Annotated in this window: 20 protein-coding genes; 8 read left to right on the top strand and 12 right to left on the bottom strand. The window is 73.7% G+C overall.

From position 1 onward, the window contains the following. Positions 1–157 precede the first annotated feature (157 nt). Positions 158–421, bottom strand: a complete 264-nt coding sequence (locus ACFU74_RS03750) for a carbohydrate-binding protein (RefSeq protein WP_380751217.1) — start codon at positions 419–421, stop codon at positions 158–160. 386 nt (positions 422–807) lie between these two features. Here ACFU74_RS03750 and ACFU74_RS03745 point away from each other — a divergent pair, with 386 nt between their 5' ends. Further along, complete coding sequence (locus ACFU74_RS03745) at positions 808–1,275, top strand: GNAT family N-acetyltransferase (protein ID WP_380751214.1); 468 nt, start codon at positions 808–810, stop codon at positions 1,273–1,275. A 128-nt stretch (positions 1,276–1,403) separates the two neighbouring features. Further along, positions 1,404–2,009 (top strand): hypothetical protein, encoded by a 606-nt coding sequence (locus ACFU74_RS03740; RefSeq protein WP_380751211.1) that lies wholly within the window; start codon positions 1,404–1,406, stop codon positions 2,007–2,009. A 195-nt stretch (positions 2,010–2,204) separates the two neighbouring features. Here ACFU74_RS03740 and ACFU74_RS03735 read toward each other — a convergent pair whose 3' ends face one another. The 3 genes from ACFU74_RS03735 to ACFU74_RS03725 form a co-directional block, all read right to left on the bottom strand. Beyond that, positions 2,205–3,416: an MFS transporter gene (locus ACFU74_RS03735; protein ID WP_380751208.1), complete on the bottom strand. Its 1,212-nt coding sequence runs from the start codon at positions 3,414–3,416 to the stop codon at positions 2,205–2,207. A gap of 139 nt (positions 3,417–3,555) precedes the next feature. Continuing rightward, on the bottom strand, positions 3,556–3,867 hold the full coding sequence (locus ACFU74_RS03730) for an ArsR/SmtB family transcription factor (protein WP_380751205.1): 312 nt from the start codon (positions 3,865–3,867) through the stop codon (positions 3,556–3,558). Between the two features lie 131 nt (positions 3,868–3,998). Continuing rightward, positions 3,999–5,006, bottom strand: a complete 1,008-nt coding sequence (locus tag ACFU74_RS03725) for a translation initiation factor 2 (RefSeq protein ID WP_380751202.1) — start codon at positions 5,004–5,006, stop codon at positions 3,999–4,001. A gap of 87 nt (positions 5,007–5,093) precedes the next feature. Between ACFU74_RS03725 and ACFU74_RS03720 the strand changes: the two genes are divergently transcribed. After that, positions 5,094–9,524 (top strand): AAA family ATPase, encoded by a 4,431-nt coding sequence (locus ACFU74_RS03720; protein WP_380751199.1) that lies wholly within the window; start codon positions 5,094–5,096, stop codon positions 9,522–9,524. 63 nt (positions 9,525–9,587) lie between these two features. Further along, a complete protein-coding gene (locus ACFU74_RS03715) occupies positions 9,588–11,030 on the top strand; it encodes a hypothetical protein (RefSeq protein ID WP_380751196.1) in 1,443 nt (480 codons plus the stop codon). Positions 11,031–11,144: 114 nt separating this feature from the next. Here the strand turns inward: ACFU74_RS03715 and pepN are convergent, their stop codons facing one another. Further along, a complete protein-coding gene (gene pepN, locus ACFU74_RS03710; RefSeq protein ID WP_380751193.1) occupies positions 11,145–13,634 on the bottom strand; it encodes an aminopeptidase N in 2,490 nt (829 codons plus the stop codon). Positions 13,635–14,327: 693 nt separating this feature from the next. Here pepN and ACFU74_RS03705 point away from each other — a divergent pair. Beyond that, positions 14,328–14,801: an NUDIX hydrolase gene (locus tag ACFU74_RS03705; RefSeq protein WP_380751190.1), complete on the top strand. Its 474-nt coding sequence runs from the start codon at positions 14,328–14,330 to the stop codon at positions 14,799–14,801. A gap of 89 nt (positions 14,802–14,890) precedes the next feature. Here the strand turns inward: ACFU74_RS03705 and ACFU74_RS03700 are convergent, their stop codons facing one another. The 4 genes from ACFU74_RS03700 to ACFU74_RS03685 form a co-directional block, all read right to left on the bottom strand. After that, complete coding sequence (locus tag ACFU74_RS03700; RefSeq protein WP_380751188.1) at positions 14,891–15,556, bottom strand: maleylpyruvate isomerase N-terminal domain-containing protein; 666 nt, start codon at positions 15,554–15,556, stop codon at positions 14,891–14,893. A 165-nt stretch (positions 15,557–15,721) separates the two neighbouring features. Then, positions 15,722–17,212, bottom strand: coding sequence for an alpha/beta hydrolase (locus ACFU74_RS03695; RefSeq protein ID WP_380751186.1), 1,491 nt, complete (start codon positions 17,210–17,212; stop codon positions 15,722–15,724). Positions 17,213–17,558: 346 nt separating this feature from the next. Continuing rightward, the gene (locus tag ACFU74_RS03690; RefSeq protein WP_380751183.1) at positions 17,559–18,572 is read right to left on the bottom strand and encodes a metallophosphoesterase family protein; all 1,014 of its coding nucleotides are present in this window, start codon (positions 18,570–18,572) and stop codon (positions 17,559–17,561) included. 421 nt (positions 18,573–18,993) lie between these two features. Beyond that, complete coding sequence (locus tag ACFU74_RS03685; protein ID WP_380751180.1) at positions 18,994–19,200, bottom strand: hypothetical protein; 207 nt, start codon at positions 19,198–19,200, stop codon at positions 18,994–18,996. Positions 19,201–19,268: 68 nt separating this feature from the next. Between ACFU74_RS03685 and ACFU74_RS03680 the strand changes: the two genes are divergently transcribed. Next, positions 19,269–20,216: a phosphatidylinositol-specific phospholipase C domain-containing protein gene (locus ACFU74_RS03680; protein ID WP_380751177.1), complete on the top strand. Its 948-nt coding sequence runs from the start codon at positions 19,269–19,271 to the stop codon at positions 20,214–20,216. Positions 20,217–20,594: 378 nt separating this feature from the next. Next, entirely contained in the window at positions 20,595–21,656 is a 1,062-nt protein-coding gene (locus tag ACFU74_RS03675; protein WP_380751174.1) for a TerC family protein, read from the top strand. A 334-nt stretch (positions 21,657–21,990) separates the two neighbouring features. Here the strand turns inward: ACFU74_RS03675 and ACFU74_RS03670 are convergent, their stop codons facing one another. From ACFU74_RS03670 to ACFU74_RS03660, 3 genes are read right to left on the bottom strand one after another with little or no spacing between them, the layout of a single operon-like run. Further along, positions 21,991–22,746, bottom strand: coding sequence for an SDR family NAD(P)-dependent oxidoreductase (locus ACFU74_RS03670; RefSeq protein ID WP_380751171.1), 756 nt, complete (start codon positions 22,744–22,746; stop codon positions 21,991–21,993). Next, positions 22,730–23,425, bottom strand: a complete 696-nt coding sequence (locus ACFU74_RS03665; protein WP_380751169.1) for a GntR family transcriptional regulator — start codon at positions 23,423–23,425, stop codon at positions 22,730–22,732. Before ACFU74_RS03665 ends, ACFU74_RS03670 begins: the two co-directional genes overlap by 17 nt. 37 nt (positions 23,426–23,462) lie before the next feature. After that, positions 23,463–24,029 carry a VOC family protein gene (locus ACFU74_RS03660; protein WP_380751166.1) on the bottom strand — a complete coding sequence of 189 codons (567 nt, stop codon included), beginning with the start codon at positions 24,027–24,029 and terminating at the stop codon, positions 23,463–23,465. A gap of 138 nt (positions 24,030–24,167) precedes the next feature. Here ACFU74_RS03660 and ACFU74_RS03655 point away from each other — a divergent pair, with 138 nt between their 5' ends. Continuing rightward, entirely contained in the window at positions 24,168–26,345 is a 2,178-nt protein-coding gene (locus ACFU74_RS03655) for a thiamine pyrophosphate-dependent enzyme (protein WP_380751163.1), read from the top strand. The last annotated feature ends 31 nt before the right edge of the window (positions 26,346–26,376 follow it).

Genomic DNA, 26,376 nt, shown 5'->3' with positions numbered 1-26,376 from the left:
CCCCGGCCCCCCCCCCCCCCGCGGCCGCGGGGGGGGCGCCCGCGCGGGGGGGGCCCCCCCCCCCCGGGGGCGGCCGCCCGGGGGGGGGCGGCCCCCGCCGGGGCCGGCCGCGGCGGCGGTCAGTGGTTCGGGGGGCGGTGGTTCGGAGGCCGGCGGCTCAGGGGGTCGGCGTTTGCGTGGGGGCGCAGGGGCCGTCGTTCACCCAGACGCCCCACGGGCTGTTCATGGTCGGCTCCTCGTTCAGGTTCCACCACCTCGCGTGGTAGCGGTGGGCCTGGTAGGAGACCTTGGCGCCGCCGCTGTACGCGGTGTCGCGCTTCCACTCCGGGTCCCGGCAGACCCCCGGCATGGTGTACGTCGTGGTGGGGGACGGGGACCACGGCGGGATCGTCCACGGGGTGCTGGGGGAACTGGTGGCCACGACCGTGATCGTGGCTGCCGGCGCGGCGTTCGCGGCGACGGCCACGAGACCGCCGGCCGCCAGGGCGAGCACCGCGGCCGCGGCGGCGCTCGCCCGTCGGCCGGGCGTTCTCCGGGGCTGGTGCGTCTGTCGTGGTGAGCGTGGGGGACGGGCACGTTCCATCGGGATCTGCCTCTCCAGGAAACGGCGGGGTACGGCCCGCCCGCGCCGGCAGTGGGGGCGGCGCGCCGGGCCTGCGGAACCCCGCGGCGGAGTCGGGCCGCCGCAGGACCTCACCCGGTATAGACCTGTGGCGAGGGGCCGTCAACCGGGCCGGCGGGGCGGGCGGCGGGCCGCGTGGGGAAGGGCCGGCGGGTGCCGTCGTGGGAGCTGCGATGATGCCCGGCATGGGTGTTCAGAACGCTGGCGGGTTCCTGGTGCGGCCCGCGGATCCTTCGGACTGGGGCGCGCTCGCCGGGATCGACTCGGTCGCGGCGGCGGGTGACGTGGCGCGGCGGGCGAGCATCCGCCGGTGGTGCGAGGAGGCCGCGGTCCTCGTGGCCGAGGACCCGTCCGGGCCCCTGGGGTACGGCGTGCTGGAGTACACCTTCTTCGAACAGGGCTTCGTCACCATGCTGATGGTCGCGTCCGGCGCCCGCCGGCGGGGTGTCGGGGCCCGGCTGCTCGGCGCGCTCCAGGCGGCCTGCGCCACCCCGAAGCTGTTCACCTCGACGAACGTCTCGAACCAGCCCGTGCAGCGCCTCCTGCACCGGGCGGGCTGGCGTCCGGTCGGGCTGGTCGACGGTCTGGACGAGGGGGATCCCGAACTCTTCTTCCGCTGCCCCCGGCCACGGGGCGGGAGCGGCGCCGGCTGACCGCCGGGACCGGTCCGCGAGGGGCGGCGGCCCTCCGGGAACCGCCCGCAGCGGCTCGGCTCCCCGACGGCGTGCGGATGGACGTCCCCCCGGTCCGGCCCTCTGCCCGGAGGGTGAACAATGGGGTCGTGCTGGAGTTTCTACCGGGGGTCGGTGTAGCCCTGCCGGCCGGGGCCGGGACGCTCAGGTTCGGCATGGCTCCCGCTGAGGTCCGCGTGCTGCTGGCGGCGGCAACCGGGGTCCACCAGGCAATGCAGTGCATGTCACTGACCCGCGCCGACTACACAGAACTCCGCTATGCCCATGATGCGTGGCTCTCCGGTCTGCTCTTCGATCCCGCGTGGACCACCGTCGCCACCTTCGGTGACGTGGTCCTGACCGTCGCGGGCGGCGGCCCCGGTCGCCCGGACCGCCTTGCCCGTATCGGCATGGACCGCCATCGCCCCGAGGGCGGGTGCGCGACTCCTGTGGTGTGGGACGGTGTCGATCTGTTCGGGCACCCGGCCCAGGACGTCGTGTCCGTGCTGCCGGGACCCGCGCACCCGTTCGCCCGGCCGCCCTCGGACGTGACGGTGGAGCCGCTGGGGCTGCGGCTCCACAGGCCGCCGTCGGCGGCCGGCGGCTGCTGGTCGCAACTGGTCCTGTTCGGAGCGCCCGACGGGTGGGAGCCGTGCTGCACGGGCACCTTCGAGTGCGCCAGGGGTGGGGACGCCCTCGTGGGGATCTTCCGGTAGCAAGAGCCCGTCACCGCAAGGCGTGCGGCGGTCCGGTGGGTGCCGCGCGGCGCAGCGCCGGGCGCTCGTGGCGGCGAGCGGGGCGACCGGTGGGGCAGCCGGCACGCGCCCGGTGCTCCGTCGGTTCGCGGTGTCGCCTCGACGGACGTCCCGGGTCGGGGGACGCCGGCACCGTCGCGCCGGCCGGCCGGGTGGTCACGGCGCGCTCCCGGCCGCGGGCTCCGGCAGTTCGGCCGGCTCCGCCGCCGGCGCCCGGGCCGGTTCCGGCCCGATCCTGCGCCGTACCAGGACGGCTGCGAGCGCCGCCAGCGCGAACCCCGCCCCGGCCCACGGCAGTTGCCGCGTTCCGGCGCTCGCCACCACCAGGCCGCCCACGGCGCTGCCGACGGTGATGCCCAGGTTGGAGAAGGAGATGAAGAGGCTGTTGCCGAACTCGGGCGCGTCCCGGGTGTCCCGGGCCAGCCAGGTCTGGCTCACCACGAGCCCGCCCGAGTGCACCGCTCCCCAGAGCAGCACCGCGAGGACCATCGGCGCGGGCCACGGCCCGGCCGCCCGGACCAGCGCGTAGAGCAGGACGTAGAGGAGCGGGAAGACGGTCGCCGTCCGGACGGGGTCGCGTTCCAGCAGCCGGCCGAAGGCCAGGTTGCCGAGGACCATCACGGCCCCGAAGGCCATCAGCAGCCCGCCGATCGTCGACCCGCCCAGCCGGGTGACGCGCTCCAGGTACTCGGCGAAGTAGCCGTAGACCGAGAACATCGCCGCGAAGACGAACACCACGGCCGCCATCGCCAGCCAGGGCCGGGAGCGCCGCAGGACGCCCAGTTGGCGGCCGTAGGAGAGCCGCCGCTCGGCCGGCGTGGCCGGGAACAGGGCCAGGACCCCGAGCAGGGCGAGCAGGTTGGTGCCCGCGCCGAACCAGAACGCGGCGGCCAGGGAGAGGTGTTCGGCGAGGTAGGAGGTGATCGGCACCCCGAAGGCGAAGCCGAGCGTGACCCCCGCGAACACGGTGGTGACGGCCCGGGTGGCCCGTTCCGGCGGGACGAGGCGGGTGGCGGCGGTGAGCGCGACCGCGAAGAACACCGGGTGGAAGAGCGCGGGCACGATCCGGAAGGCGAGCATCACCGAGAAGCGGTCGGTGAGCGCGTACACGGCGTTGGACGCCGCGAACACCGCGAGCGCCGAGGCCAGGACGGTCTTGCGCCGCACGCCGGAGGCCAGCAGCGTCGCGAACGGGCCCGCGACGGCGACCACGAGCGCGAAGGCGCCGACCAGCCACCCGGCGGTGGACGGCGCCACCCCGAGTTCCTCGGAGATCCTGGGCAGGACGCCGACGACGCCCATCTCCGTGGTGATGATCCCGAACACCCCCAGCGAGAGGGTCAGGACGACAGGACCGGTCTTTCGCATGACTGCCTTCCACCGCCCGGCCGTCCGCGGGCACGGCTCCGCCGCCCCGCCGCCATTCCGAGCTACAAATCTAGATAGTTAGATGAATTTTGCCGCGGAAAAGGGCACACCCCTCCCCCGCGCCGGACCGGAACGGAGCTCAGAGCTCGTCGCGCACGTACGCCGCGAAGGCGGCGATGGTCTCCTCGTCGCGCCGGTAGAAGGTCCACTTGCCGACCCGCTCCGACACCAGCAGCCCGGCGTCCCGCAGGATCTGCAGGTAGCCGGACACCACCGACTGCGCGAGCCCGGAACGCTCCCGGATCTCCGTCACGCACACGCCGATGTGGAACCCGACGCCGCGCCCCAGGTAGTACTCCTCGTCGAAGTACCGCTCGGGATGCTTCAGCCAGAGCAGGAACTCGGCCCGCGCGGGATTGGCGAGCGCCTTGTGGACGGCCAGCGGATCCACCGTGCACCCCTCTCGCGAGCCGGACCCCGGAACGCATCCAATATTCTCGATACGAAGAAATGTGTCAACCCGGCCCGGCGCACCCCGGTCCCGGGCCAACGGTCGGCGGCCCGCGCCCGGGGCCGCCGGCGCTAGAAGGTGTCGTCCTCCTCGTCGAGTTCCGCCAGCACCCTGCGCTCGACGGCCTCGACCTCGTACCGCGCGTCGGGGTCACCGCTGCGGGCGCGGACCGCGCCGCGGACCAGTGCGAGGTAGAAGAGCGCGGGCGCGCAGGGGGTCCACGACTCCGCGGGCTCGTCGCGGATGAACCGCAGGACCGATTCCGGGGCGGCGTCGACGAAGGCGTGGCCCTCGTGCTCCCACTTGTCGGCCACGCCCCGGCTCCAGCGCACCCGCAGGTCCGCTTCGGACAGGTCGGTGAGGACCGCGCGGAAGAAGCCGGCCCACTGGTTGTTGCGCATGTCGAAGCCGAAGCCGAGGAGTTCGAGGTCGACCGTGTCCGAGTCCAGCACGGCCAGTTCCTCGCGCAGCGCCCGGCGGGCGGCGGCGTGCAGGCTGACCCGCCCCTCGGGAGAGAGGTCGTGGTTGCTGGCGAGTCCCTCGTTGGCGGAGGAGTTCCACTTGGACGTGTTGGGGCCGGCGACGCGGGCGCTGCGGCGGGAGAAGAGCATCCTGCCGTCCTTGCCGGTCTCGACGGCGACGTTGACGCCGAAGCTGCAGAACATGAACGGCGGCACCTCCAGGAGGTCCCTGCCGTCCAGGTGCTGCTGACGCAGGGTCAGGCCGTTCTTCTGCCTGCGGTCCAGATTGATCGACGTGGCGAGGAAGTCGTAGTAGTCGGCGTCGCACAGGGTGAGCGTGGCCACCGGGACCTCGGCCGCGTGGGTGCGGGAGACGACGAGGCGCCGCACCGCGAAGCGCGGGTTGTTCCAGCGGTACGGCTCGCCGGCCGCCTCCTTGCGGGCCTCCTCCGCCTCGATCTCGCGCCGCCACTCGGCCACCTCGTCGGGCAGTTCCACCCGCCCGGGCACGTACTTCACCCGCATGTTCTCCTCGGCGATCGAACTGGTCCCGTCCCCTTCGAAGACATGGCAGTCGGTCCGGCGGCCGACCACGGTGAACCTGTCCATGAGGGTCATCAACCCGCCCTTTCCAAGGCCCTGTTCGGCGATTCCACGACATGCGCCACGCGGATCGATCAGTATAGGTGCGGGAGGAACCAGGGGTTGTCCGCCGATGTGGAGATCAGACGCGAAGCACTCCGGTCGACCGGCCTGGTCGGCTCGGTCGCCATCGCCGAGTACGGCGAGCGCAGCCGAACGCACGACCGCAGGCACGTCCTGCGGGCCCGCGGCACCTTCGTGAAGCTGTGCGACCGGCTCGGCTTCGGCCGCGCCGAGAACCTGGAGGGCGACGGCACTCTGAGGCGCGTGGAGGAGGGCCTCAGACGGTTCGTCGCCGCCGACGCGGCCCGGAAGATCCTCTACTGGACCGGCCACGGCCACACCACCGAGGACCAGGAGTACGTCCTCGCCTGCCGCGGCAGCTACGAACCCGGCCGGCCGCACCCCGTCGCCGCCCTGGCGATGCCCTTCACCCGTCTCCTGAAGCACCTGGCCGACGTGCGCGGCTCCGAACTGCTGGTGGTCATCGACGCCTGCGAATCCCAGCAGGCCCTCAACGGGACCCGCCGGCTGTACGAGGCCCTGCGCAGCCGCCAGGACGCCCCGTCCGCCCGCGACGGGTTCGTGCTCCTCGCCACCGCAGGCGCCGACCGCCCGGTGGAGGAGAGTCTGTGGGTGGACTGGGTCCAGGACACCCTCGCCGACCGGAGTCTCGAACTGGACGGCACGGTCCGCCCGTTCGAGCCGACGGCCCCGTTCCTCCTGGTGCCGGACCTGCTGGAGGCCGTCGACCGCCGAGCCGTCGACGCCGGCTACGAGGACGCCGCGCTGCGGCCCGCCTACGTCGAGCTCCGCTCCCTGAGCCGCAGGTTCCTGCACAACCCGCACTACGACTCCTCCGACGCCGTCTACCGCTCCGCGCACCTGCCGCCCGACCAGGAGCCCTGGCTCGCGCCCGAGCAGTTCGGGCCGGTCAACGACGGCCTGCTGCCGGGCCACTTCTCGGGCCGGGTGCGTCCGCTCAGCCGGCTGGTGACCTGGACCGCCTCCCAGAGCCGGGGCCTGATGGTGGTCACCGGTCCGGCCGGGACCGGCAAGACGGCGCTCCTCGCGCGGCTGGCCCTGCTGTCGGTGAGCCGCCGCGTGCGCACCCTGGACCCGGCGCCGCCCCCGCAGACGGTGCCTCGGCCCGGCTCGGTCCACGCGGCGCTCTCCTGCCACGGGATGTCCCTGCACTCCCTGGCCCACTGCCTGCTCCGGGCTCTCGCACCGCTGGGCGCCGAGCTGCCGCACGACGCGGGGATCACCGCGCGCGAGGCGGTGGAGCGGATCGGCTCGCTGGTGCCGCGCGTCGGCGGCGTCACACTGCTCGTGGACGGCCTGGACGAGGCCATGCCCGGACAGGCCCACGAGATCGCCCGCAGACTGCTCAACCCCCTCTCCCGGTGCCCCGGCGTGAAGCTGGTCGTCGGCACCCGCGCCCACCCCCGCCGGACGGTCGACGGCGGGGCACGCGAGTCGCTGGTCGACGCCCTGGACCGCACCTCCCCCGCCCTGGACCTGGACCTCGACCGGGACACCGAGCGCGACATCGCCGCGCTCGTGGCCACCCTCCTCGCCGACACCCCCGGCTCCCCCTACGCAGGACCGGAGAACGCGGCGCCGCGGCAGGAGGCGGTCGCCCTGGTGGCGCGGCGCAGCGGCCGCAGGTTCCTCGTCGCCCGGCTGGCGGCCCGCGCGCTCGCCCGGCAGCCCGCTGCGCTGTCCGCCGACGCGCTCGACCTCTTCGTGCGGCGCGGAGGCGGTGAACTGCGCGCGCGCATGACCGACGAGCTGAACGTGCTCGACCCCGGGGAGCGCGGCCGGTTCGCCGAGTTGCTGCTGCCGCTCGCCGTGGTCCAGGGCCCCGGCCTCGACGATCCCGACCTCTGGCTCGGCCTGGCCAACGAGCTGCGCCGCAGGCGCACTCCCGTGATCACGCGGGGGATGCTCGACGCCGTGCTCCAGCGGCTCGGGGGCGTCCTGATCACCACGGAGCACCGGCCGGGCCTGCCCGCGCTGTACCGTCTCGACCACGCCAGTTACGGCACGGCCCTGCTGGAACGGGCCCGGCTGACCGAAGGGGCCGCGCACCGCCGGGTCTTCGATGCCCTGTACCGTCCCGCGGGCGACTGGGAGCGGGCGCACGAGTACACCCTGACCTACCTGGGCGCGCATGCCGCCCAGGTGCCGGCGGGTTCTGACGATCCGCCGGACGAGCAGCATCCTCTGGAGCAGTTGTTCCTGGACCCGGAGTTCCTGGTCCACACGGCACCGGACGTGATGCTGCCGCTGACGGGGCAGCCGGCCGGCCGCTGCGAGGGGGCCGACCTCTACCGGCGGGTCGGCGGCCGGTTCCGGGACCACCTGCTGCCGGCGTTGCGCAGGGCGGTGCTCGCGGCCGAGGCGTTCGTCGGCCACCCCGACGTCCACGAGGTGCTCGACCGGCTGCCGGGGTTCGCGGAGCGCGGATGGCGGGAGGTGTGGACGGACTCGCCCCCGCGGCCGGCCGAGCTGACGCTGTCCGCCCCGCTCGGCGGCGCCCTGGCCCTGGACTGGAGCCGGGCGGGCGGCGAGATGATCTCTCTCGGCGGGCGCGGTGAGATCGTCGGCCGACGGGTGGGGACCGGTGCCTACGTCCACACCCGGCGGGCCCCGCAGGACCGGGTGCGGGACGCCGCGTTCGCCGCGGTCCGGGAGGCGTCGCTGCGGGGGCGGCGCGTCACCGCCTCGCACGACGGCCGCTGCCTGTACCTGTGGTGGGGAGAGGAGAGCCTGCCCCGCCGGACCTACGGCTGGGACGGGAGCATCCGCGCCCTGGACGCCGCGCCCTGCGGCGACGGCGTCCAGATCGTGGCGGCGGACGGGTACCGGGTGTGGGCGTGGCGCTGGGCCGTGGCCTCGGGGGGCGCCTCCGAAGGCCGGGACGTGCGCCACGACATCCTGGCGGTGCCGGCGGACCGGGTGGCCCTGCTGGCGTTGCGGGAGCGCTGCTTCCTGCTCACTGCCGGCGATTCGCTGGTCCTGCACGAACTGCACGGCAAGCGCTACGGCGACCGGCCCCTGGTGCGCAGCGGCTGGAGGCTGTGCGCCGCGCCGGATGTGCGCTACCGCGCCGCCGCGGCCCTCGCCGACGGCGCCGACCGCGGGTTCGTGGCGGTGGCCGAGGCGGGCGCCGACCAGGACGCCGTCACGGTGTGGCGGGTGTCCGCGCCGGGGCACGGGGACCCGGACATCGTCCGCACGGCGCGTTTCGACTCCCCGGCCCGGCACATCGCCCTCGGGAGGCAGGGTGCCACGCCGCTGCTCGCGCTCCATGAGGGCGGGCGGGTCCGGGTGCGGAGCCTGACCGACGGCACGCTGGACGCGGTGCTGCGGCTGGCCGAGCCTCGCGGCGGCCTGGCGTTCGACCCCGCCGGCACCGGGCGGCTGGCGGTCGGGGACGGCGACGAGGTCAGGGTGGTCGACACCGCGGCGCTGACCGGCGCCGATTCGGCCTCGCGGCCGGTGGGCGGCGAGTCCTGGCCCCGGATCGCCGTCGCGACGGGGTCCTCGGGGTCGGTGCTGCTGGCGCGGGCGGCCGGTGCGCGGGTGCTGCTCGGTGTGCACACCCCGTTGCGCGGTCGGGCGGGGCCGGGGCTCGTGTTCTCCCGGGGGAGGCGGGTCACGGCGCTGTCCGCGCTGTGGCACGACGGCGCGTGGCTCGTGGCTGCTGCGGCCGGGCGCCGCGTGCGGGTGTGGCGGCTGGGCGAGGACCTCACGGGGTGGACCGAGGACGGCCCGGTCGAGTTGGGCGGCGATGTCAACGAGGTGGTCCCCGGGCTCGCGCTCGTACCGGCCCCCGAAGGGGGGTGCCTGCTGTTCGTCCCCGACGGGCGGCGGGTGGTTCCCTACGGCCGGGCGGGCGCGGTGTGGAGTGCGCGGCCCGCCATCGAGGCCGCTCAGGTGAAGGTGTGCGACGTGGCCGCGCACACGGCGGAGGGCCGGACCTGGGTCGTGGCGGACTGCGGTGACGCGCTGACGCTGTGGCAGGGCGCCGCGGGCGGGTTTCGCCGTGTGGGGCAGCGGGCCGCTGTGCCCGACCGGCGGGTGGGCGTCGTCCTGACCACCCGCCTCGACGGCCGTGTGCGGGTGCCGCTGGTGGCCTGGAGCGAGGCGGGCGCCGTGCGGCTGGCCGAGTACGACGACGGCCAGTGGTCGGCGGGCCGGTTCTCCGTCGCGCACGGCCCGCCCACCGCGCTGGCCTTCGCGGGGGCGGCCCGGCAGCCGCTGCTGCTGGCGTTCGGCGGAGCCGGGACCGTCACCGTGCGGGACGTGGCCGCGGGCAGCGCGCTCGATGAGCTGGCGATCCCGTACCGCGGTACGGAGGTGCAGGCAGCGGGCGCCGCGTACAGCCCGCGTCATGGACTGACGCTGTTCGTCCAGGGCCGCGAGCGCTGTGACCAGGTGAGGATTCCCCAGGATCGGATGGCGGCTGCGTTGCGGCGCGGGTGATCCGGGGCGGGGACGGCAGGCGGGCAGGGGCCGCCGGAGCGGAAGAGAGCGGAGGGCCACCACGTGGACCACGACCTGGTCGTTTTCGTACCGGGCATCCTCGGCACGCGCCTGACGCGCGACGGCGAGGACGTCTGGAACCAGTCGAAGCAGGCGCTGCTCGGCCTTCGGAGGCCCGGGCGGGCGGTGGAGGGCCTGATGCTGCCGCCCGGCGTCGGCGACGAGGCGCCCGAAGGCCCTTGGGCCCTGGACGCCGACCAGTTGCTGAAGGGCCCCGAGGCGCTGCCCGGCCTCGTGTCCAGCATGGGGTACCCCGACGTGCGGGCGGCCCTCGGCTGGAGCGGGGCCGAGGGGAGGGAGCAGGGGCCGCATCCCAAGCAGTACCTGGTGTTCCCCTACGACTGGCGCCTGTCGAACCGGTTCACTGCGCGGCAGTTGCGGGAGCGGGTCGACTCGGCGCTGGCCGAGTGGCGGGAGCTCGCTCCCGGCGTCCACCCGCAGGCCCGCGACGACCCGCCGAAGCTGATCCTCGTGTGTCACTCCATGGGCGGCCTGGTCGCCCGCTACTACCTGGAGTGCCTCGGCGGACGCGAGCACACCCGCGCCCTGGTCACCCTGGGCACACCGTTCCGGGGCGCCGCCAAGGCGGTCCGGGTGCTCACCGGCCACGCCGTGGAGCCGCAGAACGCGGCCGCTCGGGCGTTCGAGCGCGTCCTGTCGGTCAACGAGAGACTGGCCCTCCTCGCGCGGTCCTTCCCGTCCGTCGCCCAACTGCTGCCCCAGTACAAGGCCGTGTTCGGCGGGGACGGCGACGAGCGGCGCCTGCTGACCCGGGTGGCCGTGCCGGACCTGCCCACCGCGCTGGTGGAGGAGGCGTTCGCGTTCCACCGGGACATCGACGAGGCGTGGGAGCGCAATCAGGCCGGACTCGCCGCACCGCCGTACCGGGTGCACTGCTTCGCCGGGAGGGCGCACCCGACCGTGCACGGTGTCGTGGTCGGCGCCGACGGGGGGCTGGAGTTCGTGACGCGTCTGGACAACGACGGGGAGTGGGGCGGCGACGGCACTGTCCCCGGTGGATCGGCCGTGGCCTCCTGGGTGCTGGAGCGCGAGGACGACGCGTTGTGGAGCGGCGAGCGCCACTCGGGCATGGCCGGTGCCGAGTCCCTGCGGCATCAGCTCGGTGCGATCCGGCGCAGCAGGCCGGCCCGCCGGATGCTCGACGGGGACACCGCGTTCGGCATCGAGGTGCCCGAACTCGCCTGGGCGGGGGTTGCGTTCACCGTCCGGGCGACGGGGCCGGCGGTCACCGGGCGGGCGCTGCGGGCCCGCCTGTCCCCTGTCTCCGGGCCGCTCACGGGTGCCGGGCCGGTGGTGCTGCTGCCGGACGGCGCGGGCGGGGCGGGCGCCGAGATGACGGCCTCGGAGGGGACCTGGGTCCTGCGGGTCGAGGCGGACCGTCCGTCCATGGTGTGCCACGAGGTCATCACCGTGGGCGAGCCGTGACCCTCCGGGCGCGACGGCGGGCGCGGCGGCGGGCTCGCCGCGCGGGGCCTCGGTGTCGTCGGAGTCGGGCGCGGTGGTGTGCGGCGGGGCGGGCGGGCGGCCGTGAGGCGGGTGCTACTTCTCGGCGAGCGACCGTGCCCGCCGTGCGCGGCGCAGGGTGTCGAGCTGGTCGACCAGTCCGCGCCGGGTCGCCGCGGTGAGGTCCGGGTCGGCCAGGCAGGCCTCGGCCGCCCGTACCGTGCGCTCGGTGGCGGCGAAGGCGGGGAAGGCCGCCCGGGTGAGCACCCGGGCCAGTGCGGGGCCGCGGCGGGCGGCGGCCGGCCCCAGCTCCTCGAAGTAGCGCGCCGTCAGCCCGTCCAGCAGGTCGGCCTGCTCGGGCTGCCACAGGCCGCTCGCGGTGGCGGCGGCGAGGTAGTTGGAGAGCTCGCCGTGGAACAGCGCCTGCCAGGCGGCCTCCTTGGCCGCCGGGTCGGGCAGTGCGGCGCGGCAGCGGGCGGCGCCCTCCTCGCCGGTGTCGCTGGGGTGGGCGGCGAGCTCGGCGGCGATCTGCGGCTCGCCGGCCGCGCCGAGCGTGCACAGCCGCAGCAGCAGCTGCCAGCGCAGGTCCGGGTCGAGTGCCGGCCCGCCGGGCACGGTGCCGGCCGCCAGCCAGTCGCGCAGTTCGGCGGCCTGCGCCGGGTCGGCGGCCGTGCCGATCACGCCGCGCACGGCCACCAGGCGCAGACCGGTGCGCTGCGGCTCGCCGCCGGTGCGCCGCAGCAGGGCCCGGCAGGCCTGCGCCAGGAGGGCCAGCGCCGCCGGGCGCTGGGGCGGGGGCACGGCGCAGTCCGTCACGAAGGTGCGGGCGAAGGAGAGCGCCGCGTCCACCAGGTGGACCGAGGTCTCGCCCGGCAGGTGGGCGGCGGCCAGCTCCAGGTACTCCCCCGGTGCCAGCTCCCCGTCCAGTACCTGGTCGCGGGCGCAGTTCCAGAGCACCGCCCGGGCCAGTTCCTCGGGCACGGCGCCGAGCGAGGAGCGCACGGTCTGCCAGGAGCCGGGGTCGAGCCGGACCTTGACGAAGCCGAGGTCGGTGTCGTTGGGCAGGGTCAGCGCGGCGGGGCCCGTCCTCGCCCCGGTGCCGTCGGCCGCCAGCTCCAGCGGCACCCGCTCGGCGAGTTCCAGGGCGCCCTCGGCGGTGCGACGGTAGTGGCCCACGGTCAGCCGGTGCGGGCGCAGGACGCCGTCGGGCGAGGTGTGGGTGATGCGGCCGTCGCCCACCCGCAGGGTGTCCACGCCGGTGGTGCGCAGCCAGCGGTCGGCCCAGGCGTGGACGTCGCGTCCGCCGGCTGCCGCCAGTGCGCGGAGCAGGTCGTCGAGGGTGGCGTTGCCGAAGGCGTGCGTGTCGAAGTGGTCGTTGACTCCGGCCAGGAAGGCCTCCTCGCCGAGCCAGGCGACCAGTTGGCGCAGCGCGGCGGCGCCCTTGGCGTAGGAGATGCCGTCGAAGTTCTGCAGTGCCTGCGCGGTGTCGTCCACCGTGGCGGGGGCCACGGGGTGGGTGGAGGGGCGCTGGTCGGCGTCGTAGCCCCAGGTCTTGCCGTCGGCGGCGAAGGCGGTCCAGGCGCCGGTGAAGCGGGTGGCGGCGGCGGTGACGGCGTGGGCCAGGTACTCGGCGAAGGACTCGTTGAGCCACAGGTCGTCCCACCACTTCATGGTGACCAGGTTGCCGAACCACATGTGCGCCATTTCGTGCACCACCACCAGGGCGCGCTGCTCGCGCTGGGTGTCGGTCACGGCGGAGCGGAAGACGAGGTCGTCGCGCAGCGTGACGCAGCCGGGGTTCTCCATCGCTCCGAGGTTGAGTTCCGGGACGAAGCACTGGTCGTAGCTGTCGAAGGCGTAGCGGTGCCGGAAGATCCGGTGGTAGTGGTCGAAGCCCTGCCGGGTGACCTCCAGCAGTTCGGCGGCGTCGGCGTCCAGGTGGGGGGCGAGCGAGCGGCGGCAGTGCAGGGCGAGCGGGATCCCGTCGTGCTCGGCGTGCACCGAGTGCAGCGGGCCGGCCACGACCGCGAGCAGGTAGCTGCTGATCGCCGGGGTGGGCGCGAACTGCCAGCGGCCGGGTGCAATCTGGCAGCCCGTGCTGTTGGCGACCACGGTCCACTGCGGCGGCGCGGTGACGGACACCGTGTACGGTGCTTTGAGGTCGGGCTGGTCGAAGGCGGCGAACACGCGCGGGCCGTCGTCGAGGAAGGACTGGGTGTAGGCGTAGTCCTCGCCGTCGGCGGGGTCGGTGAAGCGGTGCATGCCCTCGCCGGTGTGCGAGTAGGCCATGTCGGCGTCGACGGTGAGTTCGTTGTCGGCCGCGAGGTCGGTCAGCGGGAAGCGTCCCTGCCGCAGGGTGTCGACGTCCAGTTCGCGGCCGTTCAGCACCACCCGGTGGAGCCTGGCCGGTTTGACGTCCAGATGGGTTCCGGCGCCCGGGGTGGTGCAGCCGAAGCGGATCACCGTGGTGGAGCCGAACACTTCCTGGCCCCGGGTCAGGTCGAGGTCGAGGTGGACGGTGCGGACGTCGAGCAGTTGGCGGCGCTCGAGGGCCTCGGCGCGGGTGAGGATCGAGGGTTCGGGCATACGGGCCATGCTGGGCCATCGGGGGGCGGGTGGCACCCGCTTTTCGGCGTCGGGCGCGTCGAGGGGCGACGCGTCCTCGCCCCGGGCGGCGGCCTCGCGGGTCGGGCCTGGCCACGCGGCGGGGCGGCGGGCCGCGTTGGTGTGCTCGGTCGGCCCGGACGGGGCCGTACCCCGTGCCGGCCCGGCTGGGCCGAAGTGGTGCTGGACGGTGAAGTCCGCGATGTCCAGGTCCGCTGCGTCACGTCCGCACCGGGCCGGGCCCTGGTCGAGGAGCCCGGCCCGGCGCCCGGGGACGGGGGGCGAGAGCGCCGGGAGCACCGCCGGTTCGCAGCCCGGCCACGAGTTCGCCCCGATCGCGGCCGGCATCGCCGAGGACCGTGCGACGCTGCTCGCCGTCGTGCGCCGCCTGGTCGTGCCGGTGCGGCGTGACAGGAGCGGTGCGGGGTGGATCGGCGAACGCGCCGGACGCGCCGGATGCCCGACGGCCGCCTGCGCGGCGCCGGCCGACCGCCTTCGTCGAACCGGAGGTGCTGTGCCTGGCGGAGGAGGGCGGAGCAGCCGGCTGAGAGGGCGGTTCGCAGCGGCCCGGGGCTGCGCGCGCACCGGCCGGGCGCGCGTTGCGGCCGATCGCCCGGCAGCTGCCCGGCCCGTGTTCGGCTCCTGGGGGGATAGGGTCCACGGGGAGGTGCGGGGATGAGTTTCCGACTGGCGGCGTACGCCGTGTGCATGGACGGTGACCGGGTGCTGGTCTCCCGTCATGTGTCGTCCGGTGGCGAGTCCACCTGGACCCTTCCGGGTGGCAGGGTCGAGCACGGGGAGGACCCGTTCGACGCCGTGATCCGGGAGGTGGGCGAGGAGACCGGCTGCGACGCGGTGGTCGAGCGTCTGCTGGGTGTGGATTCACGGGTGATCCCTGCGGCCGAACGGGCCGTCCCCGGCGGTCCCGAGCACCAGAACGTCGGCGTCTTCTACCGGGTGCGGATCGTCGGCGGCCGGCTCCGGCCCGAGCCGGACGGCGCGATCGCCGAGTCGCTCTGGACGCCGGTCCCCCGCGTTGCCGCTCTGCGACGATCGTCGCTGGTCGACATCGGTCTCGCCCTGGCACGGACGCTTCCGGCGACCGGGCATGTCGCTCCCGTGCCGGTCGGCGGCCTGGTCCGGCACTGAGCGGGCCCGCTCGGCGGTGGCCTTCGCCTCGTTGCGAGCGGCCGGGGCCCGGAGGCGCGCCGCCGGCCTGTCCTGCTGAGCGCCCCGGCTCAGCCGAGGACCAGCGGCAGCTTCGGCCCGCGCGTGCCGAGCGCCGCCAGCTGCGAGCGCTCGGCAGGTGTCGCGGCGCGTCGGCCGGTGCCGACGAGCAGGGCGTCCGCGTCCGCGAACGAGGCCGGGAAGGGTGCTGCGGCGACGCGCTCCAGCAGTCGCCGCGCTGCGCCGAGCCCCTCGGCGGGCGGGCCGGGCGCGTGCGGCAGGTGGGCGACCAGGTCCAGGTGGTGCAGCGTCCACTCCAGCACGTAGGCGTCCAGGTAGTCGCCCGCTGTGAGCACCTGTCCCTGGGTGGCCACCCGCCGGCCCGGGGCGGCGAGCTCCGCGGCGCGTCCTGCCGCGGAGCCGACGTCGTCCAGGTGGAAGCGCAGCAGCTCCGGGTCCCCGTACGCGGCGGCCAGCCGGACGGTCAGGGCGTCCAGCGGGTCCTCGCCGTCCGGGGGGCCGTCGGCGACCTGCCAGTACGACGCCGCGTCCCTGGTCGGCTCCGCCGGGGAGGGGGTCGCCAGGGTGATCAGCACGTCCTGGGCGTCGATCACCAGATGGCACACCAGGTCGCGCACCAGCCAGCCCGCGCACCCGGAGGGCCGGGCGAAGTCCTCGGCCGCGAGGCCTTCCACCGCTGCCCTCAGCGCCGTCCACGACGGCCCGAAGAGTCCCACGCGCAGCACGCTACCACCGCCCGCGCCCGGGCCCCGTGGCGTGGACGCCGGGGGTCGGGCGGGGGCCGCAGCGCCGTGCCGGCGGTCAGGGTGCGAGCGGCCGGCACGTCTCGCGGTGCGCGGTGCGGGTCGTTGGGCCGCAGGCGGCTTGCGGCCGGCGCGCGGTCAGCCGTGGTGCGAGGTGCTGCAGGTGCGGTCCTTCGCGGGGAGCCGTCCCGTCGTCAGGTAGCGGGCGACGTCGTCCTGCGCGCAGGAGGGGCGGCCGGTCACCAGGACGCCGTGGCCCTGGCCGTCGGCGACCGTGACCATGCGGGCGCCGTGCAGGGCGCGGCGCATCCCCGCGGCCATCGTCAGGGGTGTCTGCGGGTCCCACTGGTTCTGCACGATCAGGGCGTTGACGTCGTTGTCCACCGCGGTGGCCGCCTCGCGGGGGGCGGACTTCCAGAAGGCGCAGGGCTGGATGTTGGCCCCCAGGTCGCCGGCCAGGGGGTGGGCGGCGCGGTCGCGGACGGCGTCCCGGCGGTACTGCTCGGGGTCGCGCGGCCAGGTGCGGGCGTCCCCGCACAGGACGGCCCAGGCGGCGGAGACCGCGTTGTCCGCGTCCGGGGCACCGGCCGCGGCGGGAACCGCGGCGCCGGGCCCGGCCGGTGTGCCCGCCGCCGCGGCCCTCAGCGCGACGACGAAGGGCGTGACGGCCTCGACCTCCGTGAAGGCCCGGTACTGCGCCCGGATGGCGTCACCGTCGAACAGTTGGCCCTCCAGCGGGATCGGCGTGCGGTCGGCGCGGGCGACCAGGTCCCAGAACGCCGCGCGGACGGCCTGCGGGGTGGCGCCCAGCCGGTAGGTCGCGTCGCGTGCGGCGGCCCACTGCGTCCAGCGGGTGAAGGCGTGTTCGGCGGCTTCGCTCGCGCCGCGCAGCACACCGCGCCAGACGAGGGCCGGGTCGAGGGCGCTGTCGAGCACGAAGCGGTCCGCGCGCCGGGGGAACATCTGGGTGTAGACCGCGCCCAGGTAGGTGCCGTAGGAGTGGCCCAGGTAGGAGATCCTCCGCTCCCCCAGCGCGGCCCGCACGGCGTCCATGTCGCGTGCCGTGTTGCGGGTGGTGATGTGCGGCAGCAGGTCCCCGGCCTTGGCCCAGCACTTGTCCGCCACGTTCCTGGCGCGCGCCACGTCCTGTCCGAACGTCCGGGCCGCGTAGGGGTGGTCGAGGATCTGCTCGTCCGCCGTCAGGCCGCATTCGAGGGGCGAACTGCGTCCGACCCCGCGCGGGTCGAAGCCGATCAGGTCGAAGCGCTCGCGCACCTCGGAGGGCAGCAGGGGCTCCATCGCGGCGGGCATGGCCAGCCCCGCACCGCCCGGGCCGCCGGGGTTCATCAGCAGCACGCCGTGCCGCTTCGCCGCACTGCCCGCCCTGATCCGGGAGACGGCGATGCCGATGGTCCGGCCGCCCGGGTCGGCGTAGTCCAGGGGCACCTTGACCGTCGTGCACTCCAGCGACGCCGGCTGGTCCGCGGCACACCGCTCCCACCGCAGTTGCTGCCGTCCCTCCCCCTGGAGCGGCTCCTGCGCGGCGAGCGCGGTCGTCGGCGCGAGCGCCGCCAGTACGGCCGCACCCGCCGTCAGCGCGGAAGTCGTTCGTCCAACTCGCAGCACCATGCCGCCCCCTATGCAGAACTCGGTCTCTCGGATCGCCTCCAGTCTCCGGTCCTCCCGACCCGCCCCCGGTCCTGCTGCGGGATGGCTTCATGATCCGACTCAGGTGCCGCCGGGCACCCCGCACCCCTACGGGAACGGCCCCGCCGACCCCGAGATGCCGGGTCGGCTCGGGCCGGCGCGCTCACCGGCCGGTCGGCGGACGGCGGTGGCCACCGGGTCCTCGCGCCGGCAAGCCCCTTCGGCCGCGACCGCGCCGGTTGCCGCCGGCGCGCCGGTGCGCGGAGGGGCGGACCGGCGCGGCGGCGGGAGGGCGGCTGTGCGGCGGGAGGGCGGGCTGTGCGGCGGGTCAGATCCGGGTGGAGAGCGGCACCGTGATCCGCTTCAGCCAGGTGCCGGTCGCGAAGTCGCGGGCCTTGATGACGACGCGGTCGCGGTACACCTCCACCTGGAGGCCCTGGTTGAAGTGGCCGGGGACGGTGGCCTCGCCGCCCTGTCCGTTGTCGGCGAAGCCGGTCTGCACGGCGCCCGTGTTGACCACCGAGAAGCCGTCGAGGTTGGCGGTGCCCGGCACGACGCGGCGCACGTACCAGTCGGAGAGGGTGAGGTCCCAGTGGGTGTGGCCGCTGAAGAGGAAGACGTCGCGGTGGCGCCCGAGGAGGCCCAGGAGGCGGTCGGGCTGGAGGTAGTCGCCGGCGTAGATCTTGCTCCGGGTGCCCGAGACGGTGTTGGGCAGCGGGTGGTGGGTGATCACCATGACCGGCTTGCGGCGCCTCGCCCAGTACTGCAGGCGCTCCTCCAGCCACCGGAACTGCGCGTCGCTGATCCACACCTCGTCCCACAGGGCGCTGTCGTGGTACCTCATGTAGCGCTCGGTGCCGAGGGTCAGGACCGGGATCCCGCCGAACGTCGTCTCCGCGTAGACCGTGGACCGCTTGGCGAACCGGTGGAAGCTGCGGAAGAGGGAGTCCTCGGTGGCGCCGTTGGGCCAGCTGCCCTGGGCGAGCGTGTCGGGGTCGGCCCACTTGGGGACGTAGAACTCGTGGTTGCCGATGGCCCAGGCCACCTCGCGGGGCTTCGGCCCCCGGTCCAGCACCTTCTGGACCTCGGCGTACTCGAAGTCGTAGCCGCGCGGTGTGATGTCGCCCGCGACGGCCAGGCCCGACGAGCGCGGGTTGGTGGCCCTGATGTCCTTGAGCGCCTGGGCGAAGTCGCCGAGGTCGCCCTGGATGTCGCTGATGACGTCGAACGTGGTCACGAGCCCGTCGGCGCCGCCGGCGGGCGCCGCCGCGGCGGGCCCCTGGGCGAGGCCCCCGAGCACCAGGGCTCCGGCGGTCGCGCCGAGCAGGGATCTGCGTTCCATGGTCTTTCCTTTCGACTGCCGCGCGGAGTCGGGGGACGCCGGCCACGCGCGCTTTGGACCAGACCCGTTATCAATAAGCGATCAAGTGGGCGCCCAGGTGAACGGGTGTCGACGCGAGGCCGAGGCCTGTGCGGCCGGACCGGCCCCTCCCCACCGGCCGTTTCCCTGGCGGTGCGCCATGCAGATTGGGAGGCAAGGCTGTTCGTTCGCGAGGTCGAGCAGGTGGGCGTCGGGGTCGGCTTCGGCGAGGGCGCGGCAGTGGGCGGACGCCTCTTCGGCGGCGGCCAGGCCCTCGGCCCGCCGGCCGGCCTCGGCCAGACCAGCAGCAACGGCTCGATCCGCGCCCACAGCTCGTCGTCCACGATCCACGGCTTCTTGCTCACGCCATCACGAACGGACGAATCGCCACATCGGCCACGCCTCACCAGCAACGATCAGCAAGATCGTGTTGCGAGTTCTTTGAGCTGCGGCGATTCTCCATACCGCAGGAAAATGCGCAGCGTTGACCATGCGATTGCGCCAGCGAATCTTCGTCGAAGCCGGATAAAAGCCGCCGCACGGGCTGGCGCGGCTCTGCACTTGTCAGCCCGCCCGCGCCGAGGACGTTGAATCCGGGCGTTTCGTCCACTCGGCGGGCCACCCTGCAATACGATCCCGTCGGGGCCCCAACGGTCCCAGGTCGAAGGAGGGGGAGCCATGACGACGGTTGGCCGGCTCAACTGGATGTCCGGGGTGGACAACGGCACCAAGTTGCACAAACTGAGCATCCTCGGGACCCACGAGTCCTGCGCCCTGTACGGCGGCGGACCGACGCAGTGCCAGTCGAAGAGCATCACCGAGTTGCTCGAGGCCGGAGTCCGCTTCCTCGACGTGCGCTGTGTCCATGCGCATGGGACGTGGGACTTCCCCGTCTTCCACGGCAGCGTGTACCAGGAGACGCACTTCGCCGACGTCGAAAGGGCGTGCCGGGATTTCCTGCACGCCCATCCGTCCGAGACGATCCTCATGAACCTCCAGCAAGAAATAAACAACGGCTTGGTCAACCGGACGGGCGAGGAGTTCCTCGAGCGCTTCCTGGACCTGTACGACCCTTCGGTGTGGGTGTTCCCCAATTCCAGCCCGAAGCTGGAGGATTGCCGGGGAAAGATCGTCCTTGTCCGGGCGTACGATCCCGCGTCCAAGGCAGGCTGGCCGTCGACCTACCCCTCGGTGGGCAAGGCGCTGCCCGGTGGGGGAGGCCTGGAGTGGAACGGATTCCACACCGACGGCACGTCCTACAACACGTTGTTCGAAACCCAGAACGGCTGGGAGATCTACGGGAAGGGCAGGTCCTTCGATGCGGCCAACGCGGTGAAGGAGGGCAAGGTCGAGGAGTATCTGAAACTCGCCGCCGCCGGGAAGGTGAGCCCCAACCGGTTCTATATCAATTTCTTGAGCCGCGCTGCCGGTGCTTACGTCGGGACGGCGGCCGAGAAGATCAACGGCGCCACCCGGCAATTTCTGAGGAATCACCTCGCCGACTACAGTCAGCGGCTCGGGATCGTGCCGATCGACTTCGTCGGGAACACCTCGGTGCCGAATTGCCTTGAGGACCTGGTCCTGCGTCACAACCCGTACATCGCGGCGGTGAGATTCCAGTACTGAGGCCCGACCGAAGGCACCGCAACGGGGCCGACTTCGGACCGGCCGTGCCAATGATTCTGATCGGGACACGCCCGTAGCTCTTTTGATCGATTGCGTAGACGGCAGTCGCGATCACCAAGGGCTGCGGGCCTCTCGCTGGGCGTTTCACCCGTGATCGGGCGGGTTGAGCCCCGAACGGAGTTGGCCCCGGAATCCTGCCTATAGCCCCAGCCGCGAGGGTGGGGCGAGGCCTGGTGGGCGACGGACGGTGGGCGACGGACGGCGTCGGCCGGGGCGGGGCGGCGTCGGCCGGGCCGGGCGTGCTCGCCAGGGCGCGATGGCGGACACTCCTGTAGTGGGGCCGGCGTATTTCGCGCGGGCCGAAGTGAGGTGTTCGCCGTGCTTGAGGTCCCGCTCTGGCTGTGGGGGGCGTTCGCCGCGACGGTGGTCGTGTCGCTGGCGGTGGACCTGCTGGCCCACCGCACCGCGCACGTCATCCACTTCAAGGAGGCCGCCGCGTGGAGCGGCCTCTGGGTGGGCCTCGCCCTGACCTTCGGCGTGGTCGTCCTCCTCGTCCTCGGCACCACCGCCGGCACCGAGTACACGACGGCCTGGCTGCTGGAGAAGAGCCTGTCAGTCGACAACCTGTTCGTCTTCGCCGTGATCTTCGCGTACTTCAAGGTGCCCCGCGCCTACCAGCACCGCGTGCTGTTCTTCGGCGTCATCGGCGCACTCGTCTTCCGCGGGATCTTCCTGTCCCTCGGCGTGGCCGTGGTCAGCCGGTTCACCGCGGTGCTGTTCGCCTTCGCGGCGGTGCTCTTCTATAGCGCCTACAAGCTCCTCAAGGACGAGGAGGAGAGCTTCGACCCGGGCAGCAGCCTTGCCGTCCGGATGCTGCGCAGGATCGTCCCGGTCCGGGACGAGTACGCCGGGGCGAGGTTCTTCGTCAGGGAAGCCGGCCGCAGGGTGGCGACTCCGCTGCTCGCGGTGGTCGCGGCGATCGAGGCCGCGGACCTGATCTTCGCCGTCGACAGTGTTCCGGCCGTCCTCGCGGTCAGTGACGACGCCTTCATCGTCTACACCAGCAACGCGTTCGCCATCCTGGGCCTGAGGGCCCTCTACTTCATGCTCGCCGGCCTCCTGGACCGGTTCCACTACCTGAGCAAGGGCTTGGCGCTCATCCTCGCCTTCATCGGCGTCAAGCTCGTGCTCCAGGCGTCCCACAAGATGATCAGCCCCGACGTCCCGGAGATCCCCTCGCCGCTCAGCCTCGCCGTCATCGCCGTCGTCCTGGCGGGTTCCGTGGTGCTCAGTCTCACAAGGCCCGCCCCGAAGGGCGGGGCGGAACGGGCCGGGACCGGCGGGCAGCGGGCCGCCTTCGCGGCCTCCGAGCCGCCCGGCCCGCCACCCGCGGGGGACGGCCCCGAGCCCCCGGCCGCTCCACCGGACCGGGACGCCTGACCCCGCCCGCGCCCAGGGCGGCGGGGCCGGGCGCTTCCCCCCGCCCCAGGACGGGCATATCGTAAAGAAATGGTCAAAGGAAAGCGTGAGCCGGAAGCGTACGCGTGTCCGACCTGCAAGAAGTCCGTGCCGGTCGCCGTCCACCGCCGCGTGACCTTCGGCGTGTTCGTTCCCGTGTGGGGCCCGGGCCCCTGCCGGAACCGCGACTGCCCCGACTTCCGGCTGGACCCCCGGCGCAGGCGCTCCGCGACCCGGTAGCGCACTCGGCGGCGCGGCGACGGACGGACGGCCGAGGGCCGGCCGGGCCCTCGGGCGCGGGCGTCCGGGCCGGGGGTCAGATCATGTGCATGCCGCCGTTGACCTGGATGGTCTCGCCGTGGACGAAGCTCGCCGCGGGGGAGCACAGGAAGGTGACGACGGAGGCGACCTCCTCGGGCCGGCCCAGCCGGCCCATGGGCGTGCCGGCCAGTGCGTCCCCGCCGCGGGCGGCGACGTAGTCGCGGGTCATGGGGGTCTCGATGATGCCCGGCGAGACCGTGTTGACCCGGGCGTGCCCGCCCAGTTCCCAGGCGAGGCTGCGGGAGAAGGCGAGCAGGGCGCCCTTGGTCGCGGCGTAGTGGGCGTGCCGGATGCTGCCCCGGTGGCCCGCCATGGAGGCGAGGTTGACGATGGCGCCGTGCTTGTTGAGGTGCGGCAGGACGGCGCGGGTGAGGAAGAAGACCCCGTCGAGGTTGACGGACACGACGGTCCGCCACTGCTCGTCGGTCATGTCGGCGACGGCCTGCTCGGGGTAGATCCCGGCGGCGGGCACCAGGAAGTCGACCGAGCCGAACTCCTCGACGGCGGCGGCGACGAACGCGGTGTTGCTCTGCGCCGAGGCCGCGTCCAGGTGCCGGGTCAGCACCCGGCCCGTGCCGCTCCCCAGCGAGGCGGCGAACTCCTCCAGGGCTCCCGGGTCCAGGTCGCCCAGCACCAGGTGGGCGCCGGCCGCGTGGAACTGGCGGGCGACCTCGCGGGCGATGCCTCCGCCCGCGCCGGAGAGCAGCAGGGTCTTGCCGCGGAAGGGGGTGGGGTCACTCAGCGGTGTCATTTGCGTCCTCGCGAAAGAGTTCGGGGTGCTGGACCAGTTGGAGCCGCGTGCGGCGGAGGTGTCCGGTGAGGAAGCGTTCGGCGTCCTCGCCGTCACCGCGCCGGATGGCTTCGATGATCAGGCGGTGTTCGGCGTGGATCAGCTCCCAGCCGGCGGCGTCGGTGATGCGGGCGAACGCGCGGCGGTAGTGCTGCGTGGTGTTCCAGAAGCGGTCCACCATCTCGGTGAGCTGGCCGGCGGGGCAGCCGGCGTAGGTGAGCAGGTGCAGGCGGTGGTCCAGGACGAGGAAGCGGTCGACGTCGGTGGTGGCCTCGATCTGCCGTGCAAGGTCGGCGAGTTCGGCGATCTGGGCCGCGCTCAGGTGCGGGATGCTCTCGCTCAGCGCGAGCGGTTCGAGGCGCTCCCTGATCTTGTAGACCCCCTCGCACTCGCGCATGTCCATCTTGGAGACCCAGGCGCCGCTGTTGGACTTGACGACGGTCAGCCCCTCGGCGGCGAGGATCCGCAGGGCCTCGCGGACCGGCAGGCGGCTGGCGCCGAGCTGTTCGGCGACCTGCTCCTGCATGATCCGCGCCCCGGGCGGCAGTTCGCCGTTCAGGATGGCGGTGCGCAGGTGGTCGGCGACCCGCTGGCTGGCGACGGCGGAGGCGCTGGGTCCGGTGGTCGGTTTCTGGGGCACGACGGGTACGGCTCGCTTTCCTGTGCGCAGGCGGTGTTCAGTCGGAAGGCTGCCACAGCGGCGCGGGCGCGCCCTCCCCGCACCTCTTGCCGTGCGGGTAGGAGACCAGCTCCAGCTGCATCCCCCAGGGGGTGAGGAAGTAGACCCAGCGCTGGCCCTCGCTGGGGCCGCTGCTCGCGGTCGGCTCGCCGAGGACCCGCACCCCGTGGCGGCGCAGATGGGCGACGGCGGCGTCGAGATCGGTGACGTAGAACGCCAGGTGGTGGCCGCCGATGTCGCTGTTGCGGGGCTGGTCCGTGCGCCGGCCGGGGGCCTCGTACTCGAAGATCTCGAAGCTTGGGCCGCCCGCGCAGCGCAGGAAGCGCAGTTCGCGCACCACGGCGCGCGGGTGCACGTTCAGGTGCTCCGCCATCCACGCGCCCTCGGAGCGCAGGGGCCCGAGCGTGTAGACGTGCCGGCAGCCGATCACCTCGACGAAGAACCGGGTCGCCTCTTCGAGGTCGGGGACGGTGAAGCCGATGTGCTCGACCCCGGCCAGCCCGGGCAGCCCCTGCCGTGGGGCTTCCTCGCCCCGCTCCGGTGAATGGATCCATTGTCCTGGCATGGATATCACCCTGGTCCGCAGTAGGCGGCGTAGTCAAGGGGTTCTCTCGTCACCTGCACATCACACTCCGGTAACGGGGGGTTGGCTATGGATCCATTCGCTGGGACAGTGCTGGTCGAAACACCTAGGGGAGTTCATATGCCTACACACCGCAAACTGGCCCCGGCATCGCCCTGGACGCAGCTGGCGGCGACCCGCAGGGACTGGCAGGACGCCGACCCCGCGCTGCTGACCTCGATGTTCGCCCAGACCCTGCTGATCAGGACCTTCGAGGAGTACGTTCTCGACCTCGCCTCCCAGGGACTGGTCCACGGCCCGGCGCACTCCAGCATCGGCCAGGAGGGCGGCGCGGTCGGCTCCGTGCACGCGCTGACCAGCGCGGACTTCGTCGGAGGCTCGCACCGGGGGCACCACCAGTTCCTCGCCAAGGCCCTGGGCCACGTCGCCCCGCACGGCATCGACCCGCGCGCGCCGGTGAGCGAGGACGTCCGCAGCGTCCTCACCCGCAGCCTCGCCGAGATCTGCGGGCTGGCCCGCGGCTTCTGCCGGGGCCGGGGCGGATCCATGCACCTGCAGTGGCGCGAGGCCGGGGCGATCGGCACCAACGCCATCGTCGGCGGCGGCGTCCCGCAGTCCGCCGGGTTCGCCTGGTCGGCACGGCAGGCCGGCACCGACGCGGTGTCGGTCGCCTACTTCGGCGACGGCGCGGTGAACATCGGCTCCGTCCTGGAGACGATGAACCTCGCCGCCGCCTGGAAGCTGCCGCTCTGCTTCTTCATCGAGAACAACCGGTACGCCGTCTCCACCCACGTGGACGAGGTCACCGCCGAACCCCGGCTCTCCGCACGCGGCCTGGGCTTCAACATCCCGGCCTGGCAGGTGGACGGCATGGACCCCCTCGCCACCCACCTCGCCATGCGCGAAGCCGTCGCCCACATGCGCGCCGGCAACGGCCCCACCATCGTGGAGGCCGACGTCTACCGCTACTACCACCAGAACGGCCCGTTCCCCGGCAGCGCGTTCGGCTACCGCACCAAGGACGAGGAGAAGCAGTGGCGGGCCCGCGACCCGCTGGCCCTGCTCGCCGAGCAGCTCACCGAGCGCGGCATCCTGGACGCCGCCGCCGTCGAGGAGTGCACGGCGCAGGCCGGGCGACTGCTCGCCGGCATCGGCGACGAACTGCTGGAACCCGACCCGGACGGCAAGCCCGGAACGCGCCGCATCAAGCCCTCCGAATGGCCCGACCCGTCCTTCCGCGACGTCGGCGTACGCGGCGACCTCTCGGAGTTCGACGGCGTGCGCCAGGCCGACCTGGACACCTTCACCGGCGCCACCGCCGAGCGCAGGTTCATCGACGTCGTCTCCGAAGTGATGCGCCGCCGGATGGCCCAGGACGAGTCGATCGTCGTCATGGGCGAGGACGTCCACCGCCTCAAGGGCGGCACCAACGGCGCCACCAAGGGCCTCGCCGAGGCCCACCCCGACCGCTGCCTGGGCACGCCCATCAGCGAGAACGCCTTCGCCGGACTCGGCTGCGGCATCGCGCTGGACGGCCGCTACACACCGGTGGTCGAGTTCATGTACGCCGACTTCATGTGGGTCGCGGCCGACCAGATCTTCAACCAGATCGGCAAGGCGCGGCACATGTTCGGCGGCGACGGCGACGTGCCGCTCGTACTGCGCAGCAAGGTCGCCATGGGCACCGGCTACGGCTCCCAGCACTCCATGGACCCGGCCGGCGTCTTCGCCACGGCGCCCGGCTGGCGGATCGTCGCCCCCTCCACCCCCTTCGACTACGTCGGCCTGATGAACTCCGCACTGGCCTGCAAGGACCCGGTGGTGGTGCTGGAGCACGTGGACCTGTACAACTCCACCGGCACCGGCCCGGTGGACGACCTCGACTACTGCCTGCCGGTGGGCAAGGCGGCGGTGCGGCGCACCGGCTCGGCCCTCACCGTCGTCTCCTACCTCGCGATGACCGGCCACGTCCTGGAGGCCGTCGAACAGCTGGGGCTGGACGCCGAGGTGATCGACCTGCGCTGGCTGGACCGGGCCAGCCTGGACTGGGACACCCTCGGCGAGAGCATCCGCAAGACCAACAACGTGCTCCTCGCCGAACAGGGCCCCCTCGGCACCTCCTACGGCGGCTGGCTGGCCGACGAGATCCAGCGCCGCTACTTCGACTGGCTCGACCAGCCGGTCCAGCGCCTCACCGCCGGGGAGTCCTCGCCCAGCATCAGCAAGGTGCTGGAGCGCGCGGCCATCGCGCGGACCCCGGAGGCCCTGGCCGCGCTCCGCCGGGTCACCGAGAACTGACCCGCCCCCACGCGACCCAGGAGGGTTCCCC

Origin of the sequence: Kitasatospora sp. NPDC057500, assembly GCF_042802195.1 — a bacterium.
GTDB lineage: Bacteria > Actinomycetota > Actinomycetes > Streptomycetales > Streptomycetaceae > Kitasatospora.
This window is presented reverse-complemented; position numbering and strand designations above follow the sequence as displayed.